Origin of the sequence: Natrinema thermotolerans (genome assembly GCF_031165565.1) — an archaeon.
GTDB classification, from domain to species: Archaea; Halobacteriota; Halobacteria; order Halobacteriales; family Natrialbaceae; genus Natrinema; species Natrinema thermotolerans.
The window spans coordinates 94557-112079 of sequence record NZ_CP101873.1; the positions used below are offsets into that span (position 1 = coordinate 94557).

16 protein-coding genes and 1 tRNA gene are annotated in these 17523 nt (G+C 68.2%); 8 read left to right on the forward strand and 9 right to left on the reverse strand.

Annotated features, from left to right (window positions below):
- Genes NP511_RS00500 through NP511_RS00510 form a run of 3 tightly spaced genes read left to right on the forward strand, consistent with a single transcriptional unit; the run spans position 1 to position 2905 of the window.
- Entirely contained in the window at positions 1–1512 is a 1512-nt protein-coding gene (locus NP511_RS00500; RefSeq protein ID WP_049966714.1) for a DUF58 domain-containing protein, read from the forward strand.
- Positions 1509–2018, forward strand: coding sequence for a DUF8163 family membrane protein (locus NP511_RS00505; protein ID WP_049966715.1), 510 nt, complete (start codon positions 1509–1511; stop codon positions 2016–2018). Before NP511_RS00500 ends, NP511_RS00505 begins: the two co-directional genes overlap by 4 nt.
- Entirely contained in the window at positions 2015–2905 is an 891-nt protein-coding gene (locus tag NP511_RS00510) for a DUF7982 domain-containing protein (protein WP_049966716.1), read from the forward strand. Before NP511_RS00505 ends, NP511_RS00510 begins: the two co-directional genes overlap by 4 nt.
- A 12-nt stretch (positions 2906–2917) precedes the next feature.
- Here the strand turns inward: NP511_RS00510 and NP511_RS00515 are convergent, their stop codons facing one another.
- The 3 genes from NP511_RS00515 to NP511_RS00525 are packed head-to-tail and all read right to left on the reverse strand — an operon-like array spanning position 2918 to position 5351.
- Positions 2918–3955 carry an AAA family ATPase gene (locus NP511_RS00515; protein WP_049966717.1) on the reverse strand — a complete coding sequence of 346 codons (1038 nt, stop codon included), beginning with the start codon at positions 3953–3955 and terminating at the stop codon, positions 2918–2920.
- The gene (locus NP511_RS00520) at positions 3952–5073 is read right to left on the reverse strand and encodes a DUF4350 domain-containing protein (protein ID WP_049966718.1); all 1122 of its coding nucleotides are present in this window, start codon (positions 5071–5073) and stop codon (positions 3952–3954) included. The genes NP511_RS00515 and NP511_RS00520 overlap by 4 nt, the downstream gene beginning before the upstream one ends.
- Positions 5070–5351: a DUF8044 family membrane protein gene (locus NP511_RS00525; protein ID WP_049966719.1), complete on the reverse strand. Its 282-nt coding sequence runs from the start codon at positions 5349–5351 to the stop codon at positions 5070–5072. Before NP511_RS00525 ends, NP511_RS00520 begins: the two co-directional genes overlap by 4 nt.
- A gap of 153 nt (positions 5352–5504) precedes the next feature.
- On the opposite strand from NP511_RS00525, the gene ppc reads away from it, so the two are divergent.
- The 4 genes from ppc (at position 5505) to NP511_RS00545 (ending at position 10792) form a co-directional block, all read left to right on the forward strand.
- On the forward strand, positions 5505–8195 hold the full coding sequence (ppc, locus tag NP511_RS00530; protein ID WP_049966720.1) for a phosphoenolpyruvate carboxylase: 2691 nt from the start codon (positions 5505–5507) through the stop codon (positions 8193–8195).
- 99 nt (positions 8196–8294) lie between these two features.
- Positions 8295–8379: transfer RNA gene (locus tag NP511_RS00535), tRNA-Ser, on the forward strand.
- 470 nt (positions 8380–8849) lie between these two features.
- The gene (locus NP511_RS00540) at positions 8850–10508 is read left to right on the forward strand and encodes a 4Fe-4S ferredoxin N-terminal domain-containing protein (RefSeq protein ID WP_049966721.1); all 1659 of its coding nucleotides are present in this window, start codon (positions 8850–8852) and stop codon (positions 10506–10508) included.
- 83 nt (positions 10509–10591) lie between these two features.
- Positions 10592–10792: a hypothetical protein gene (locus NP511_RS00545; RefSeq protein WP_049966722.1), complete on the forward strand. Its 201-nt coding sequence runs from the start codon at positions 10592–10594 to the stop codon at positions 10790–10792.
- Positions 10793–10891: 99 nt separating this feature from the next.
- Here NP511_RS00545 and NP511_RS00550 read toward each other — a convergent pair whose 3' ends face one another.
- The 3 genes from NP511_RS00550 to NP511_RS00560 form a co-directional block, all read right to left on the reverse strand.
- Positions 10892–12493 carry a (R)-citramalate synthase gene (locus NP511_RS00550; protein ID WP_371827952.1) on the reverse strand — a complete coding sequence of 534 codons (1602 nt, stop codon included), beginning with the start codon at positions 12491–12493 and terminating at the stop codon, positions 10892–10894.
- Positions 12494–12610: 117 nt separating this feature from the next.
- The gene (locus tag NP511_RS00555) at positions 12611–12988 is read right to left on the reverse strand and encodes a DUF192 domain-containing protein (RefSeq protein ID WP_006650753.1); all 378 of its coding nucleotides are present in this window, start codon (positions 12986–12988) and stop codon (positions 12611–12613) included.
- An 88-nt stretch (positions 12989–13076) separates the two neighbouring features.
- Positions 13077–13757: a CPBP family intramembrane glutamic endopeptidase gene (locus NP511_RS00560; protein WP_049966724.1), complete on the reverse strand. Its 681-nt coding sequence runs from the start codon at positions 13755–13757 to the stop codon at positions 13077–13079.
- A gap of 102 nt (positions 13758–13859) precedes the next feature.
- Here NP511_RS00560 and NP511_RS00565 point away from each other — a divergent pair, with 102 nt between their 5' ends.
- Positions 13860–14390 carry a DUF7097 family protein gene (locus tag NP511_RS00565; protein WP_049966725.1) on the forward strand — a complete coding sequence of 177 codons (531 nt, stop codon included), beginning with the start codon at positions 13860–13862 and terminating at the stop codon, positions 14388–14390.
- Between the two features lie 28 nt (positions 14391–14418).
- Here the strand turns inward: NP511_RS00565 and NP511_RS00570 are convergent, their stop codons facing one another.
- From NP511_RS00570 to NP511_RS00580, 3 genes are all read right to left on the reverse strand, one after another.
- Positions 14419–15375: an SDR family oxidoreductase gene (locus NP511_RS00570; RefSeq protein WP_049966726.1), complete on the reverse strand. Its 957-nt coding sequence runs from the start codon at positions 15373–15375 to the stop codon at positions 14419–14421.
- 285 nt (positions 15376–15660) lie between these two features.
- Complete coding sequence (locus NP511_RS00575) at positions 15661–16452, reverse strand: endonuclease V (RefSeq protein WP_049966727.1); 792 nt, start codon at positions 16450–16452, stop codon at positions 15661–15663.
- Between the two features lie 60 nt (positions 16453–16512).
- The gene (locus tag NP511_RS00580) at positions 16513–17472 is read right to left on the reverse strand and encodes a rhomboid family intramembrane serine protease (protein WP_049966728.1); all 960 of its coding nucleotides are present in this window, start codon (positions 17470–17472) and stop codon (positions 16513–16515) included.
- Between the last annotated feature and the right edge of the window lie 51 nt (positions 17473–17523).

The window sequence follows — 17523 nt, forward strand, 5'->3', positions numbered from 1 at the left end:
ATGTATCCCACGCGCCGGGGGTGGGCGGTCGCCGCGCTGGCCGTCGTTCTCGCCGTTCTCGCCGCGGTGTTCGCACGCCCGCTCGCGCTGGTCGGCGCGGCGCTGGTCGGCGCGTGGCTGCTGGCCCACCAGTACCGGTTCACGGCGGACCTCGAGCGGACGGCCGCGTCGCTGGCGATCGAGCAGGCTCCCGCCCGTACCGGCGTTCGGACGGGTGAGGACATGCCGGTGACCCTCGTCGCGACCCGCGGGGCCGACACCGCGCTGTCCCTCGAGATCGAGGCCGGCCTCCCGGTCGCCGCGGTCGCGGCCGACCGGCTCGCGGTCACGCTCGAACCGGACCGCGATCGCGCGGACCGAACGGCCGCGGTCGAGTGGCCCGTTACCGGCCGCCACCGGTTCGCCGCGCCGACCGTGACGGCGACCGACGGGCTGTTCCGTGAGACGCTCACCGTCGGTCCCCGACCCGCGGTGACGGTCGAGCCGCCGTCCCCCCGCTCGATCCACGTCGGGGAGGGCGGCGACCCGGCGGGCGCGTCGTCCGGGGTCCACGATTCCGGTCGGAGCGGGTCGGGGATCGCGCCCACCGAACTGCGCGAGTACGTCCCGGGCGACACTGCGTCGGAGATCGACTGGAAGGCGACGGCGAGACACGACACGCCGTACGTCCGGGAGTACGAGGCCGAGACCGATCGGCAGACGCTGCTGGTCGTCGACCACCGCGCGGCGCTCTCGACGGGTCGGCGGGGCGAGACGAAACTCGAGACGCTCCGGGCGGTCGCCCTCGCCGTCGCGGGGGGCGCGCGCCGGCTCGGGGACCCGCTCGGGCTGGTCACGGTCGGCGACGACGGCATCACCGACGCCTCCATGCCCGGTTCGTCGCCCGCCGACTACGGCTCGGTCAGGCGGCGGCTGTTGGACCTCGAGCCGACGACCGCCGGCGACGCTCCCTCGCCGACAGCGGTGTCCGGTCGAGCCGACCCGGCGGGCGCGTCCGGGACGGACCCGACGGACGCCGTGCCGAGCGGGCGCGGCCACACCGGGGTCCCCCGGCGGACGAGCCCCGCCGATGTCCAGCGTTCGCTGTCCGACCTCGAAGGAGACGACGATGCCTTCGCGCGGACGCTTCGGCCCTTCTACGCCGACCGGCAGGGCTGCCGACAGCGCGTCGCCGAGGACCCGCTGTACGCCGGGGTCCAGCGCGGCCTGACGGACGTCCGGGGATCGGTCTGGGCGGTCGTCTGTACCGACGACTCGCGACCCGCGGAGCTGCGAGAGACCGTCCGACTCGCTCGGCGCGGCGGCAACGAGGTGCTGGTCCTGCTCGCCCCGTCGGTCCTCTACGAACCCGGGGGGCTGGCCGACATCGAACGGGCCTACGACCGCTACGTCGCGTTCGAGGAGTTCCGACGCGAACTCGCCCGCACCGACGGCGTGACCGCGCTCGAGGTAGGGCCGGCAGATCGGCTCGCGACCGTCCTCGAGGCGGGCCGACGGGGTGGTCCCGCGTGAGCGCCCGCATCGACGCGGTGCCGGCGGCGACCGGACGCGACCGGCCGACGGTCGCCGCGCTGCTCGCGCTGGCGCTGGCGTTCGGCGCCGTCTCGGGTCCGATCGGCCTGCTCGCGGGCCTCGGAACCGCGGCCGTCGGCTACCGACTCGGCCCACCGTACGCGCTGGCGGTCGGCCACGTCGCGCTCGTGGCGGTCCTTCCCGACGGGATCGAGCCGGTCCCGTTCGCCATCGTCGAGGCGGCGTTCTTGGCCGTCCTGCTCGCGCCCGTCCTCCGGGTCGATCGTCCCCGGGCGATCGCCGGCGTCGCGGTCGTCGGCGCGGGCGCGCTGGCCGGGATCGCGTGGCTGGTCGCGGACGCCCACTCGACCCCCGCGGCCGCGGCGACGCTCGTCGCCGTCCTCGGCGTCGTCGCCTACGGGCTCCACCGCTACGAACTCGTCCGGCTCGGACTCGTTCCGGCCCACGAGGGCGAATCAACGACCGACTCCGCTACTGACACATGAGTTCGACCGACACCGCTTCCGACGACGCGACGACCGAGACGGCCGCCGACGGCGACGAGCCGGCGGATCGGCTCGAGCTTGCGGCCCGGGCGGAGCTGCTGGAACGGGAGAACCGGCGGCTGCGTGACGAATACGCCCGCGCACGGCAGTCACAGTACCGCCGGACCGCGGCGGGGCTGGCGCTGATCGGGATCTGTGCCGTCCCGCTGGCGCTGCTCGTTCCGTCGGCTCGCGACGTCCTCTTTGCCCTCGCCGGGGTCGGACTGTTCGGTGGCGTCCTCACTTACTATCTGACGCCGGGGAGTTTCGTCGCCGCCGAGGTCGGCGAGCGCATCTACGCCGCGATGGCGGCCAACGAGGCGGCGGTCGCCGACGAACTCGGGCTCGGGGCCGACCGCGTCTACGTACCGACCGACGACCCCTCGGGCACCCGCCTGTACGTTCCCCAGCACGCGACCGGCGACGTCCCCGACGACCTCGAGGGGCCGATCCTGACCGCCCCCGAGTCGCGCGGCCTCGCCCTCGAGCCCACCGGCCGGCCGCTGTTCGAGGCGTTCGAGGACGCGCTGGCCGACGATCTCGCGACCGCGCCCGAACCGCTCGCGGCCCAGCTCGCCGACGGGCTCGTCGAACAGTTCGAACTCGCCGGGGGCGCCGAGCCGGACGTCGACGCGGCCGCCGATCGGGCCACCGTCGCCGTCACCGACAGCGCGTTCGGCGACGTCGATCGCTTCGATCACCCGATCGCTTCGTTTCTCGCGGTCGGGTTCGCCGGTGGCCTCGAGGAACCGGTCCGACTCCAGGTCGCGGCCGGTGATGACCGGTCCGACTGGCTGATTACCTGTCGATGGGACGACGAAGAATCGACCTCTACGGGCGGCGAGTGACCGCGGCCGGCTCTACTCGGAGACTTCCGCCCCGCCGTCGCCGGCCGCGGGCGCGTCGAAGCTGAACTCCGCCTCAGCGCTGGGGGGCTCGACCGAGTCGACGATGTCCACGACGACGTCGCCGGGATCGACGTCGCTCAGATCGGCGTCGGTACTCAACACGAGCCGGTGTCGTAACACCGGCTCGGCCATCGACTTCACGTCGTCGGGGATGGCGTAGTCGCGGCCGTTGATCGCGGCCCGTGCCTTGGCGCCGTTGAGAAAAGCAAGCGTCGCACGCGGGGAGCCACCGTGGGAGACGTCGGCGTGGTCGCGGCTGGCGGCGACGAGATCGAGGACGTACTCCTTGACCGACTCCGCCACGTGGACCGCCGAAACGGTCTCTCTGGCGTCGACGAGCGTCCCCGGCTCGACCACCTGCTCGACGTCATCGGGTCCCAGATCCGGCTCGTCGTCGAACCGGTCGAGCAGTTCCCGCTCGTCGGTCCGGTCCGGTAGCTCGAGCCGGAGTTTGAACTGAAAGCGGTCGCGCTGGGCCTCCGGAAGTTGGAACACGCCCTCGGACTCGAGGGGGTTCTGGGTCGCGACGACCATGAACGGGTCCGGTAGGGAGAGCGTTTCCCCCTCGATGGTCACGCGCCGCTCCTGCATCGCCTCGAGAAGGGCGCTCTGGGTCTTCGCCGTCGCGCGGTTGATTTCGTCAGCGACCACCAGATTGGCGAACACGGGGCCGCGCTGGAGTTCGAAGGAGCCCGTTCCCTGCTGGTAGATGTGAGTCCCCGTGATATCGGCCGGGAGGGTGTCGGGAGTCATCTGGATCCGGTTGTACTCGAGGCCGCTCGTCCGGGCGAAGAGGTTCGCGAGCGTCGTCTTCGCGATCCCCGGCACCCCCTCGAGGAGGAGGTGCCCGCGGGTCAGCAGCGCGATCGTCAGGTACTCGACGGCCTCCTCGTTTCCGATGAGGACGCGGTCGATCTCCGCCTGCAGACGCTCGTAGATGGCTTCCGGATCGGCGCTCGGTTCGTCGGCCGGTTCGGTGGTCCCGCTCATTCGTCAGTCCCCCCTTCCGAACGGGGATGGTTAAGGGCTGTTATCACGCGTTGAATCCGTTCTTCGTCCCAGTCCGGATGACGTCGGCGGAGGAATTCGGCCCGCTCGGCGTCCGAGAGACCGGGATATGAAGGACGCTCTTCGCTACTCTCGACCGGCCGGAACCGCGCCGGGAGTCGCGCTCGGACGCCCTCGAGCCAGGTACGCGGGCGTCCTCGCGAGAGAGCCGCGACGACGCCGATCCCGAGTCCCCCGACGAACAGCTGTAACGGCGGCGAGTCGCGGAGCGTCAACACCGCGCCGAGCAGCGGCGGGACCGGACCGCCGTGGGAGCGATCGAAGACGACGTGATCGGCGTCCGCGTAGAGCCCCCGAACGAACGCCGCGTTGTCCGGTTCGTCGTACATTGCGTTGATCGTAACGCTGGGATCGCCGACGACGACGACCCGCCCGTCGCCGACGCTCTCGACTGTCGCCACCGGGTACGACCGGAGTTCGTCCTGTTCGTCGAGGTCGTCGCCCTCGGGGCCGAGATAGGTGAAGCCGCTCGTCGACACCAGCACCGTCGCGTTTCCGGGCTCGACGGCCGTCCCGTAGTTCAGCGTCAACTGATCGACCCCGTCGGTCAACGAGTGGTTGCCGACCTCGTTGGCGACCGGCATCGCCGGCCCCTGATAGTGGTGGCGCTGGTCCCGCAGGAGTTGGCCGTCGACCCGCGCCTGGGCGCCGACATCGGCGAGCAACGCGTTCCCCGGCTCGCCGAAGTTCTCGAGGACCACCAGCGTCCCGCCGTTCGCGACGAACTCCCGGAGCCGGGCGACGTCTTCGCCCTCGTAGGGTTCCTCGGGCGCGATCACGAACGCGACCGTCTCGGTCGCCGGCAACTCCTCGTACTCGGCAGTGTCACGCAGCAAGTGCGTCTCGACCCCCGGTGCGGACTCGGCGTCGCCCCGTAGCTCGGACGACCCCTCCCAGGAAGGGTTGTACGGGCCGAACGCCGCCGACGACGTCGCGGCGGCGATCACCAGTGCAAGCAGCAGCGACAGGACGAGCCCCGCTAGTAGCAACCGGGGCCAGTCGACCCCGTCACCATCGAGGACGCCAGCGTGCCAGCTCATATCGGCATCACCCCCGGCGGCAGGATCGCGAGGATCCGCCGGACGACGACGGCTGCGAAGCCGACGAGTCCGAGCAGAACGAGCCACCGCAGCCGGCGTCGCCACGTCGGCGTGACGTTGAACGGTGCGGTGAGTTCCGTCACGATCAGAAAGCCGATCAGCGAGCAGACGAAGACCAACTCGTAGGAGACGGCGTCCAGCACTGCGAGGACGAGGATCGTCGCGACCATCCACGCGACGTGTCCCCGAACGAACTGCATCCGGCGCTGGGTCGGCATTTACTCGAGTTGGGGCAGTGGGTGACCGTAAAGCCTCGGGGTTCGTCACTACGGTCCCCTGCGAACGATGGCGGTGATGGGCGCGGTTCGGTTCCAACCGACGACCGGAAAGGCCACTAGGGGTTTTTCCCGTCGGCCACGTACGGACCTGATATGCGACTTCACAACAGGAACGTCCGCCAGGACGTCCGCGAACTCGGGGCGTTGCTCGGCGACGTCCTCGAGGACCAGACTTCCCGACGCGCGTTCGAGACCGTCGAGTCCTGTCGCCGGACCGCGATCGAGTACCGGTCGGGCGACCTCGAGTCCCGGGAGCCGCTGATCGCGGAACTCGAGGGACTGTCGCCCCACCAGCAACGGATCGTCGCCCGGGCGTTTACCACCTACTTCGAGTTAATCAACCTCGCCGAGGAACGCGAGCGGGTTCGGACCATTCGGACCGCATCTCAGGAGGGGACCCTCGAGGACAGCCTCGAGACCGCGGCCGCGGAACTGGGCGAGGCCGACGTCGAGACCGTCCGGCAGGTCCTCGACGACGTCCTGATCGAGCCGACGTTTACCGCCCACCCGACCGAGGCCCGCCGGAAGACGGTCAAGTCCAAACTGCGGGAGATTTCGACGTCGCTCGAGACCGTCGACGAGCGGCTGCTGACCGACAAGGAAGAGGGGCAGGTCTGGCGGGACGTCGACGCGGAGGTCACGAGCCTCTGGCAGACCCCACAGGTCCGCAATCGCCAGCCCGAACCCGAAGACGAGGCGCGCAACGTCCAGTGGTACCTCGAGAACACGCTGTTCGACGTCGTCGGCGAGGTCTACGACGAACTCGCCGACGCGATCGACGAGGAAGTACCCGGGAGTCTCGAAATCCCGAAGCTCTTCGAGTTCCGGTCGTGGGCCGGTAGCGACCGCGACGGCAACCCCTATGTGACCCCCGAGGTCACGGCCAACACCCTGGAACGCCAGCGCTCGGTCGTCCTGGAACAGTACCGCGATCAGCTCAAGCGTCTCTCCGGCGTGTTGAGCCAGGACGGCAGCCGGATCGACGCCGGCTCGGCGTTCCAGGCCTCGCTCGAGGAAGACCGCGAGCGGCTGCCGGGGACCGCTCGGACGGCCGAGGAGCGCTACCCCGACGAGCCGTACCGACAGAAGCTCAAGTTGATGCGCGAGCGACTCCGCCGGGTCGGCGACGTTCGCCCCGGCGGCTACGAGACGGTCGAGGGCCTGCGCGACGACCTCGCGGTCATCGCCGAGAGCCTCCGGGACAACGGGGCCGAAAGCGTCGTCGACGCCCACGTCGACCCGATCCGACGGCGGGTCGCGACCTTTGGCTTCTCACTGGCGAGTCTGGACCTGCGGGATCACCAGCAGAAACACACCGACGCCATCGCCGAGGCCCTCGAGGCCGAGGGGATCGACTACCACGGGCTCTCGGAGGACGAACGCGTCGAGTTCCTGACCGACGCCGTCCTGCAGGACGAGCCCGTGATCGACCTCGAGCGGACGGAGACCCTCTCGGACGACGCCGCCCGCGTCCTCGACCTGTTCGATCGCCTCGCGGCGTGGCAGACCGAGTACGGGAGCAACGCGATCGACACCTACTGCATCTCGATGACCGAGGAGCCGAGCCACGTCCTCGAGGTGCTGTTCCTCGCTGATCAGGCCGGCGTCGTCTCCCTGCCCGAACACTCGGGACTCGACATCGTGCCACTGCTCGAGACGGAGTACGCGCTCTCCGGGGCCCGCCGAATCATGGGCACGCTGTTCGAGAACGAGGCTTACGCGCAGGCGCTGGAGGCCCGCGGGCGGACCCAGGAGATCATGCTGGGCTACTCGGACTCGAACAAGGAGAACGGCTTTCTGGCGGCCAACTGGTCGCTGTACAAGAACCAGCGCCGGCTGGGCGAGATCTGTGACGATCACGACGTGACGATGCGGCTGTTCCACGGCCGCGGCGGCTCGATCTCCCGGGGCGGCGGCCCGATGAACGAGGCGCTGCTGGCCCTGCCCAACAGTACGGTCACGGGACAAGTGAAGTTCACCGAACAAGGAGAGGCCATCGCCGAGAAGTACGCCAATCCCCGCATCGCCGAGCGCAACATCGAGCAGATGCTCAACGCCCAGCTGCGGGCGCGCAAGCAGGCGCTGGACCAGCCCGAAGAGGAGGTCCGCGAGGAGTGGGTCGAAGCGATGGAAACGATGGCCGACGCCGCCCGCCGGGAGTACCGCGACCTCTTAGAGAGCGACGGGTTCGTCCGCTACTTCGAGCAGGCGACGCCGATCACGGTCATCGAGAATCTCGATCTCGGCTCGCGTCCGGCCTCTCGCAGCGGCGAGCGGACCGTCGAGGACCTGCGGGCGATCCCGTGGGTGTTCTCCTGGACCCAGTCGCGGTGTATCCTCCCGGGCTGGTACGCGCTCGCGACGGGGATCGACGCCTACGCAGACGACGGCGGCTCGATGGAGACGCTCCAAGAGATGTACGAGGAGTGGCCGTTCTTCCGGACGACGCTGGACAACGCCGCGCTCTCGCTGTCCCGCACCGAACTCGAGATCGCCGAACGGTACGCCGAAATGGCCGACGACGACCTCCGGGAGCGCTTTTTCCCCCGGGTGACCGACGAGTACGAGCGGGCAAGCGAGTTGATCACCGAGATCGGCCAGCGCGAACAGTTACACACCCGCGACTGGCTCGGCGAAAACCTCGAGCGACGAAACCCCTACGTCGACCCGCTGAACATGCTTCAGGTCTACCTGCTCGACCGGACCCACCGGACCGACATCGAGGAGCGAACGCTGCGACTGACGGTCAAGGGGATCGCGGCCGGGATGAAGAACACGGGGTAACGCCGCTCGGCTCGAGGGGCTATCGCCCTCGGGCGAACCGTTCGCACGGAGCGAAAAAATCGAAACGGGTAAAAACGTCTCTCGAGTAGAGAGGAGTGAGCCGAGATAGCCTAGCCCGGCCAAGGCGGCAGATTCGAAATCTGCTGTCCTCACGGACTCGGGAGTTCAAATCTCCCTCTCGGCGCTTTTACAGCAACAAACCGATGAGCCCCGCGTAGCGGTGCGAATCGATGTTCGGTGCTGCAAAACGATTACGGACGATTTGAACTAGACGAGGCGCAGTCCGGGACGTGAGCGGAGCGAACGATCCGGGACGTCTCGGCGTGATTCGACTCGCCTTCTCGGTTTTCGGTATAGCACAAGACGATAAGTAGAGCCAGCCATCCGCCATCGTGATCCCTGTCGGAAAGGACAGTTTACGGAGACCGCAACCCGAACGTACGGGATCGTCCGAACTGACACCGCAGGGTTGCGCTGCTCGGATACTTCGATTCTCGACCCACCCCCTCCGGCGGCAGTTCACGGCAGGTGCCGATTCGGGGGACAGCCGATCCCGTCATTTGCAGGCTGGGCCTCTTTGCGAAGACTTGTGATAGGTGTGGGAACACGAGTCACAATGAACGGACCGCGAGCGACACCGGACCGGTGGGGACGATGAGTTTCGACGACGACACCTCGGACGACGAGGCGTTTCACCCCCTCGGCGAGTCGTGGCAGGACGACCTCGAGGAGATGCTCGACGAGACCGAGTACGACACCGAACTCGGGATGGAGATGGGGAGAGACGCCATGCGGGTCACGAAGGGCGAACTCTCGGAAGAGGAGTTCCATGAACGGTATCACGACGACGTGATGGCGGAGTTCGGCGAGGACGAACGGCCGATTGCCAGTCCGGACGATGTGGACGGCAACGAGGATGGGATCGGGTCGACGCTGTTGGAATTCGCCAACGGCGACGGCTCCCGTCGTGAAATGCTCAAAAAGACCGGGGCCGGGCTGGGGTTCGCGAGTCTCGGCTGGGGCGCGGTCGATCAGCAGGAACCGGAGCCCGCCGTCGAGGAGGCGGGAGAAGTCCAGGACGCGGACGAGGGGACCCAGTGGGGAATGACGATCGACCTCGAGAACTGTGACGGCTGTCTCGCCTGCGTGACCGCGTGTAATCAGGAACACAACTGGGACCAGGGGGCGAACTGGATGTACGTCCTCGCCTTCGAGGACGGCGCGGTCGAGTCCCCGGACCCCGATACCGTCGACGTCGATCCCGAGGACTGCGGGGACAACCCGGTCGTTCACGACTTCAACTACCTCGTCCGCCCGTGTCAGCACTGCACCGACGCGCCCTGTGAGAAAGTCTGCCCGACGACGGCCCGGCATACCCGCGACAGAGGCGGGCTGGTGCTGACCGACTACGACGTCTGCATCGGCTGTCGCTACTGTCAGGTCGCCTGTCCGTACGGCGTCAACTACTTCCAGTGGGGGGAACCGGAAACCGACGAGGACGAACTCGGTGCGGACATGGTCTACGACTATCGTGACCGGCGCGTCAGCAGTCGTGCCCCTCGCGGCGTCATGTCGAAGTGCGTCTTCGATCCCGCCCGTCAGGACGGCAACTTCGGCGAGGGCAACATCGGCACGAGCGCCTGCGAGGTCGCCTGCCCGCCGAACGTTATCCAGTTCGGCGACAAGAACAACCCCGCGAGCGATCCCGAACGGTACAGGGAGAACCCGGCTCGATCGCGAACGATCATCAACCTGGATGCGGCGCTTCCGTCCGCGGATTCGGTTTCGTCGTCGCTCGAGGGCGTCAGCGGCGACCTGGACGCGGTCATCGATGCCGTCGACGAATTCACGAGGAGGCGAATCGCGCTCGCGACGGGGGTCCAAATTACCCAAGAGGACTACGAGGAGGAAGCGCCGCCGGGCGATTCGCTCCCGGACAAGGAAGCGGGCATCCTTGAGGTCGTCAGCGCGATCGAAGAAACCGGCCTCGACCTCGAAAGCGACGAGGTGCGCCGAGAACTCGGGCTGATGCCGGACCAGTTCGAGGGGCCGAGTCAGGACGTCCAGGTCGCCGACACGGCGGAGGTCGCCCAGGAATTGTTCGAGGATTACGTCAACGCGCCCCAAAACGAGTTCGAGTTGCTCGCGGATATCGGAACGAACCCGAACGTCGACTACCTCGGTCACCAACCCGGGCCCGAAGCTCATCAGGTCAGGGGGCCGGTTTCGTACGAGGACGTCGGAATGCTCGATACGCGCCAGAACGCCCTCGAGGAGGAGACCGTCGGCCTCGGGCCGATCGACTCGTCTTGACCTCCCCTCACCCCGATCGAGACGGCAGTCAGGGGCCGTTCGAAACCCCACGCATTCAAGCGACTCGAGCCGAACGGGCGACTATGGACCGTCGAAAACGAACGATCGTCGGCACCCTCTGGATCGGAGTCGCGATCGTGATGGCGACGACCCTCGAGATCGGCGTCCCCACGTCTGCGAGCGCGGTCGCTCGCCTGTTCGTCGTCGCTGTCGCCCTGTTTCTGGCCGCCATCTACGCGTTCGACCCGTGGAACGTCGTGAGCGATCCGTTCCGACAGGAGTAGGAGACGGCGGGCGTCGACGCTGCTGTTACTGTCGGGTCGAATCGGGGAAAACGGCGTGGCCGCGTCAGCGACCGGAGCGCTGATCAGCGGCGGCTGTCGTCAGTCGTCGGCCGGTGCGAGCGGCTGCTGGTCGGTCGCGAGCAGCCGATCGAGCGCGTCGACCATCGCTTTCACGCTCGCTCGAGTGATGTCGGCCTCGCTGCGGGCGACCGTCACCGAGCGGTCATTGCGGACCATCGTGACCTCGACGGTGACGACGGCGTCGGTGCCGCCGGTGACGGCGTCGACGTGGTAGGACTCGAGTTCGGCGTCGGCCATCGAGCCCAGCGCCTCGCGGACGGCCGAGACGGCGGCGTCGACGGGACCGGAGCCGGTGCCGCTGGCGACGCGCTCCTCGCCGTCGACGTCGAGGCGGACGCTCGCGGTCGGGACCGCCCCGCCGCTGGTCGCGGAGAGATCGAGGAGTTCGACGACGCGCTCGCGATCGTCCCCGGTGACGTCCTCGGCGATCGCCAGCAGGTCGGCGTCGGTGACCCGGCGGCCACGATCGCCCAGTTCCGTCACACGAGTGGCGATCTCGGCGACCTCGTCGTCGTCGGCCGCGACGTCGTGTTCCTCGAGCGCGGCCCTGACGCCGGCGCGACCGGTGTGTTTGCCCAGCGCGAGCCGGCGTTCGCGCCCGACCGTCTCGGGGGCGTAGGGCTCGTACATCTTGTCGTCCTTGAGCGTGCCGTCGGTGTGGATCCCGCTCTCGTGGGTGAAGGCGTTCTCGCCGATGACGGCCTTGTTCGGCGGGAGCTGGACGCCCGTCGCCCGGGCGACGATCTGGGCGAGGCCGTACACCTCCTCGAGGTCGAGCGTCTCGACGTCGTAGACGTGATCGAGCGCGATCGCGACCTCCTCTAAGGCGACGTTGCCGGCGCGTTCGCCGAGGCCGTCGACCGTGCAGTGGACCAGATCGGCCCCCGCGGAGACGGCCGCGAGCGCGTTCGTGACGCCCAGCCCGAGGTCGTCGTGAGTGTGGGCGCTCACCGGACCGAGGTCGGCGAGTCGGGAGACGGCCTCGTGGGTGTGTTCGGGGCCGGTGTGGCCGACGGTGTCGGCGAAACAGAACCGGTCCGCGCCGGCCTCGAAAGAGGTCTCGGCGAGTTCCTCGAGGTAGTCGAGATCGGCCCGCGAGCCGTCCTCGCCGATGACCTCGACCCAGAGGTCGTGATCTTTGGCGTAGGCGACCAGTTCGGCGGTGTTTTCGAGGTTGTCCGCGCGGGAGGTGCCGACCTTGCCCTCGACGTGACGGTCGCTGGCTGGGACGACGATGTGAACCCCGTCGACGTCACACTCGAGCGCGAGGTCGATGTCGCCTTTCATGCCGCGACAGAAGCTGGTGACGCGGGCGTCGAGATCGAGGTCGGTCACCCGCGAGATGGCCTGTCGCTCACCCGCACCGGTACAGGCGCTGCCGGCTTCGATGACGGAGACGCCCGCGCGCTCGAGCGAGCGGGCGATCTCGACTTTCTCGTCCGGCGAGAGCGAGACGCCCGGCGCTTGCTCGCCGTCGCGAAGCGTCGTGTCCAGCAGGCGTACTGTACGGTCCGATGCGATCGTCTGTTCGGGTGAGTGAGTTACAGGCAAGAGTGGTGAATTGCGGGAACTGCGGGTGTTGTCGTCGGAACGGTGATTATACTCGTCGGAGAATTTCACGCCCAGCCGGGTCGCCCCGACTTCCTCTATCCTCGTCAGATGGCGTATGGCGTGCCATTGTATCCCGTCACAACGTATCACGGTGTCTTAAAACCGCCGGTTCCGGATACCGATCCGTCAGGCGTCCTCGAGTCGCACCCGGTCGCCGGGGTCGACGGTCGCGGCGCTGCCGGCGGGGAGTTCGACGATGAGATCGGCTCGGGCGCGGGCGAAACTCCGCCACGGCCGGAGCCGCTCGACGCGCTGGACGACCCCGTCCTCGACCCAGAGGGCGTCGATGGGGAAGAACACGAACAGCATATGGAGGTCCCGGACCGCCGCGTCGTCGAACCGAAAGGCGAGCGCGTAGTCGTCCGGCACGGATCGGCGGAACATGAGCCCGCGGGCCTGGCTCACGAGCGTGTCCGCGACCTCGACTGTCATCGCCAGCGTTTCCGTCCGCTCCTCGAATATCTCGTCGTCGGCGTCGGAAGCCGGCTCGTGGACGAGTCGCACGACCTCGAGTCGTACGGGTGCCAGTAAAAACCTTCTCGCCGGGCAGTCGGACCGCGCGAATGCCGCCCGTCGGCCCGTCCGTGTTCGGTCAGCCGAGAGTCGTTGCGACGAGAGTGACCGTCAAGGCGGCGTTGACCACGACGTGAGCCACCGTGCTGCTGACAGTGTTCCACCGGTAGCGAACGACGCAGAGGAGAGCGGCCAGGGTCAGCAGTGTCGTGAGTCTGACTACCGACAGATCCACGATCACGTGCTTGAACGCGAACAGGACGGCCGTCACCGCGATTCCGGCGACCGCTCCTCGGGCCTCGACGAGTTCGGTCTGGACGACGCCCCGCCAGACCTGCTCCTCCGCGATCGGAACGACGAATCCGTTGCCAACGAGTAACAGGATCGCCGCCGCCACCGTCGTTTCGTCGCCGGTCCCGCTCCCGTCGCCCAACCCGAACAGCGCCGCGTCGACCTGGGACGCCCCAGCTACCAGTCCGAGCCCGACGATCCCCGCGAGCGCCCCCGCACCGACGGTCCGCCGGGACCAGCCCCAGCCCCAGCCCCAGGTCTCGCGGTCCTGCCCGCGCTCGAGCGCGTACCGGCTGAGAACCGCCGCGATGAGTGGAAATCCGAGCGCGAGGACGAACGCATCGACCAGTCCCGGATCGATCCCGGCGGCAGCGCCGGCCAGAACGAAACCCCAACGAAGCGTGACCTCGAGGGCGACCCAACCGGCGACGACGACGCCGACGGTTCGAATCGGATCCGATTGGTTCATTCACTTTCGTTACTCCTCACACATATTATACTTTTTACGTTCCGGCGTGGCTATCGGACGCCAAATTCAACTGGTCGGTCCGCCAAAGACGGACGAGCGACGATGGAGAAAACGCCGCAGGGGACCTCGGTCGGCGTCGACGACCCCTACGAGTTCGCGGGCGTCTGTGACTACCTGACCGGCGAGGGGACGTGTCGGTACGCCTTCGATCACTACGACCACGACCCCGAGTTCGCCCGCGAGCGCGCGGCCGACGACTACGAGTGTCCCGTCGTCGACCCCGAGTCCGACTGGACGTGGGCCGACTGCCCCCACTTCCGGTCGCGCAACCGCGATCGGGAGTGCGTTCGCTGTGGCCTCGAGGAAAAACGCATGGCCCACGACGACGAGCGGCCGCTGCTCGAGGAACATCACCTCTCCTATGACCGCGACGGCGAGACCCTCTCCCACGAGATCACGGTCTATCTCTGTCGCTGGTGCCACTCGAAGGTCCACGACTCGTGGGCGCGGATCACCGATGACGCCGCGCCCGAGCCCGAGGCGATCGCGGCCCTCGAGCAGCGCCGTGGGCGCGAACAGTCGGAACTGGGGTTCGAGTCGGCGGCCGAGCGGTACGACGACTCGGAGCGGTAGGCGGCCGCGTGCGGCCGGCGGACGGCGTTCAGACCAGCTTGCGGACCAGTCCGTAGAGCCTGTCGCGAATCGAGGCCGGGAGGAACCGGGCGTACAGCCCGTACTGCGCGAGGGGACCGACCGGGTACCGGGCGGGCGGATCGGGGCTGGTCGCCGACTCGAGGATCGCTTCAGCGACGTCCTCGGCCTCGGAGGCGAACGGGCCGCCGCTGCCGCCGCCGATCAATTGCGCGTCGTCGTAGAGTTCGTACAGCGACTCGTAGTCGGCCGTCCGCTCGTTCTCCGGGAGTTCCTCGTCGACGCGGGTCGTGAACGCCGTCTCGACCGGGCCGGGCTCGATCAGCACCACGTCGATGTCGAACTCGTCGACTTCGGCCCGCAGCGCGTCGCTCATCCCCTCGAGGGCGAACTTCGAGCCGGAGTACGCGCCCGAGCCGGGCATGGAGATCCGACCGGAGACGCTCGAGACGTTGACGATTCGGCCCTCGCCCTGCGCTCGCATGTGCGGGAGAGCGGCGCGGGTCAGCCGGTGGGGCCCATAGACGTTGACGTCGAACTGCCGGTGGAGATCGCTCGTCGAGACGTCCTCGAGCGGCCCCATCTGGGCGTAGCCGGCGTTGTTGACCACGCAATCGATCGAGCCGGCAACGTCGACGACCGCCTCGACGGTCCGGGCGACCTGCTCGGGATCGGTGACGTCCAGCTCGAGGGTCTCACAGCCCTCGTCCGCGAGGTCGGCGATGTCGTCGACGTTGCGCGCCGTCGCGAAGACCTGCCAGTCGTCGTCGAGGAAGGCGCGGGCGGTCGCGCGACCGATGCCGGACGAGCAGCCGGTGATGAGTACCGACTGCTTGCGCGTGTAGCGGTCCTCGTCGCCTGCGGGGCCCGCGTCGTCCGCGGCGGTCTCGTGGCCGGGGTCGTCCTCGACGACGGTCCCGTCGGAGCCATCGTCGGCTGTCCTCTCGACGTCCGCATCGGTAGCCATACCCGACCGGTTCGTGCGACGATACCTAAGTATCGATGGTTTGTCGCGCTGATCGTACTGTTCGGATCGGATTCACGTTCGATCGGCTCTACCAATCGTCTCGAGACGGCAAACGACCTGAAAGCCCCCGAACCGATCGACTCGCGCGCCTCGGTGCGCTCCTCGCTCCCGACGGTCGCTGCGGTGCTTCCGTCGTCGTGCTTCGTCGATCGGTCCGGCCCCTTTCAGTCCCACCCGCTGCAGGTGGCTGATCAGCAGGCTGTAGCCGGTGGACAGTCGAATCGGCTACGCGTCGACCTCTCCCTTGGCCGCGTCGGCGTACTTGTCGGCGAGTCGGACCGGTTCGGGGAGTTTGTACGAGGTAGCCAGCGCGAGCGCAACTTCGGCTGCCGTCTCGGGACCCACGCGGTGACCGGGGCTGACGTAGAGCGGATTGATATGCCGGTTTGGCGACTCGTACTGGCGCGTCTGGACCGCGTAGCCCAGTAGGGTACCGTCGGGCGCGTCGACCCTCGAGTTCGCTTCGATACCGATCGTCGTCCCCTCGGGGAGGTCAGCGGTGTCCGCCCGGGGAGTCCCACAGAGCAGGCTCTTGGCGACGCCGACGCTTGGCACGTCCCGGACCACGCCGATGTGGGTCGCGATGCCGGCCTGCCGGAAGTGGATGCGGCCGCTCCCGTCGAACAGCAGCAGATCGGGCTCGACGGACAACTCCTCGAGCGCCGCGAGGATCGGCCGCCCTTCACGGAAGGAGAGCAGGCCGGGGATGTAGGGGATCTCGAGGTCGGTCACCGCGTGGACGCGCTCGATCACCTCGCCGCCGCGGGTGGCGACGACGGCGCTCAAGGCGCGGTCCTGCTCGCCCTCGGCGTTCGTCAGGAAGGACTGGTCGACGCCGACGACGACCGGTCGCTCACCGCCGCTCGCAGTCGCCTCGAGCGGGTTCGACAGCACTGCGTGATCGAACGAGAAGTCGTCCTCGAAGGTCGCGACGGAAGCGATCTCGCGCTGGAGGGTTTCCATCTCCGCGCGCGAGAGCGAGCCGTCGGGAGCGAGGTCGGGACGGGGCTGGTGCATTGGATCGAGGGTAGACGCCGGGCGAAAATCAGTTGCGGGGTCCTGCGACGGGTGCGGGCGTCAGAACCGGCCGCGGCCGGGACCGCCCGGACCACCGGGGCCCCCGGGACCGCCCGGACCGCCACCGCCGCCGCCGAACTCGAGGCGACTGGGCGCGCTGACGTTTCGGTTCTGTTTGACGTACTGGCCGTAGGCGAGGCCGATCACGAGGCCGACGAGGTGGGCCCCGTGGGCGATACCTCCGCCCCCGGTCGCGCCGGTGAGGAAGAAGATGCTGATGAAGGCGTAGCCGGCGGTCAGCAGCCAGATCGGGACGGGGAGAATGAAGTAGAGATAGACCTTCAGACCGGGGTTCAGAACGGTCAGGACGCCCATGATCGCGAGGGCGGCACCGCTGGCCCCGAGGACCGCGGTCCCGCCGCCCTGCAGCACCGAGAGCGAGATCTGTCCCAGTCCGGCGAGGACGCCGCTGACCAGAAACAGCAGTGCGAAGTCCCGCGACCCGACGTAGCGCTCGACCAGCGGGCCGAAGAAGAATATCACGATGCTGTTCCCGACGATGTGGAAGAAGCTCCCGCCGGGGAGAAGGAACGGCGAGTGGGCGAAGACCGACGTGACCCAGGTCCAGACGTACTCCGGATGCTCCGACGAGAGAACGAACAGGGACTGGTGGAGTGATACACCGCCGACGATCAGGGCGGCGGCCTGAAGGGCGTACGTGACCCACATCAGGAGCAGGAACGTGTAGGTCATGTTCCCGCGGAAGTACGCCAGCGGGCCGCCCGGGCCGGTATCGATCGGGAGTTTGTCCATGACTCCGGAGGCCCGCGAGGTACTCCCGCCGGAACCGATCCCGTCGTCGAACCCGCTGTCGAAGACACCCTGCGGGTCGTTCCAGTTCTCGAGTCCCGAGCAGTCGTGGTTCTCGGGCAGCCGATGGTCGCCACAGTAGGTGCCGCCGCAGTGACGACAGTTGTACGGCATGTTTTCGTCGTTCCCACACGCGTCGCACTTCGCCATTGACCGGGGGTATGTGCGGCGTCGCTAAGGGATTTGGGGTTTGTCACTAGT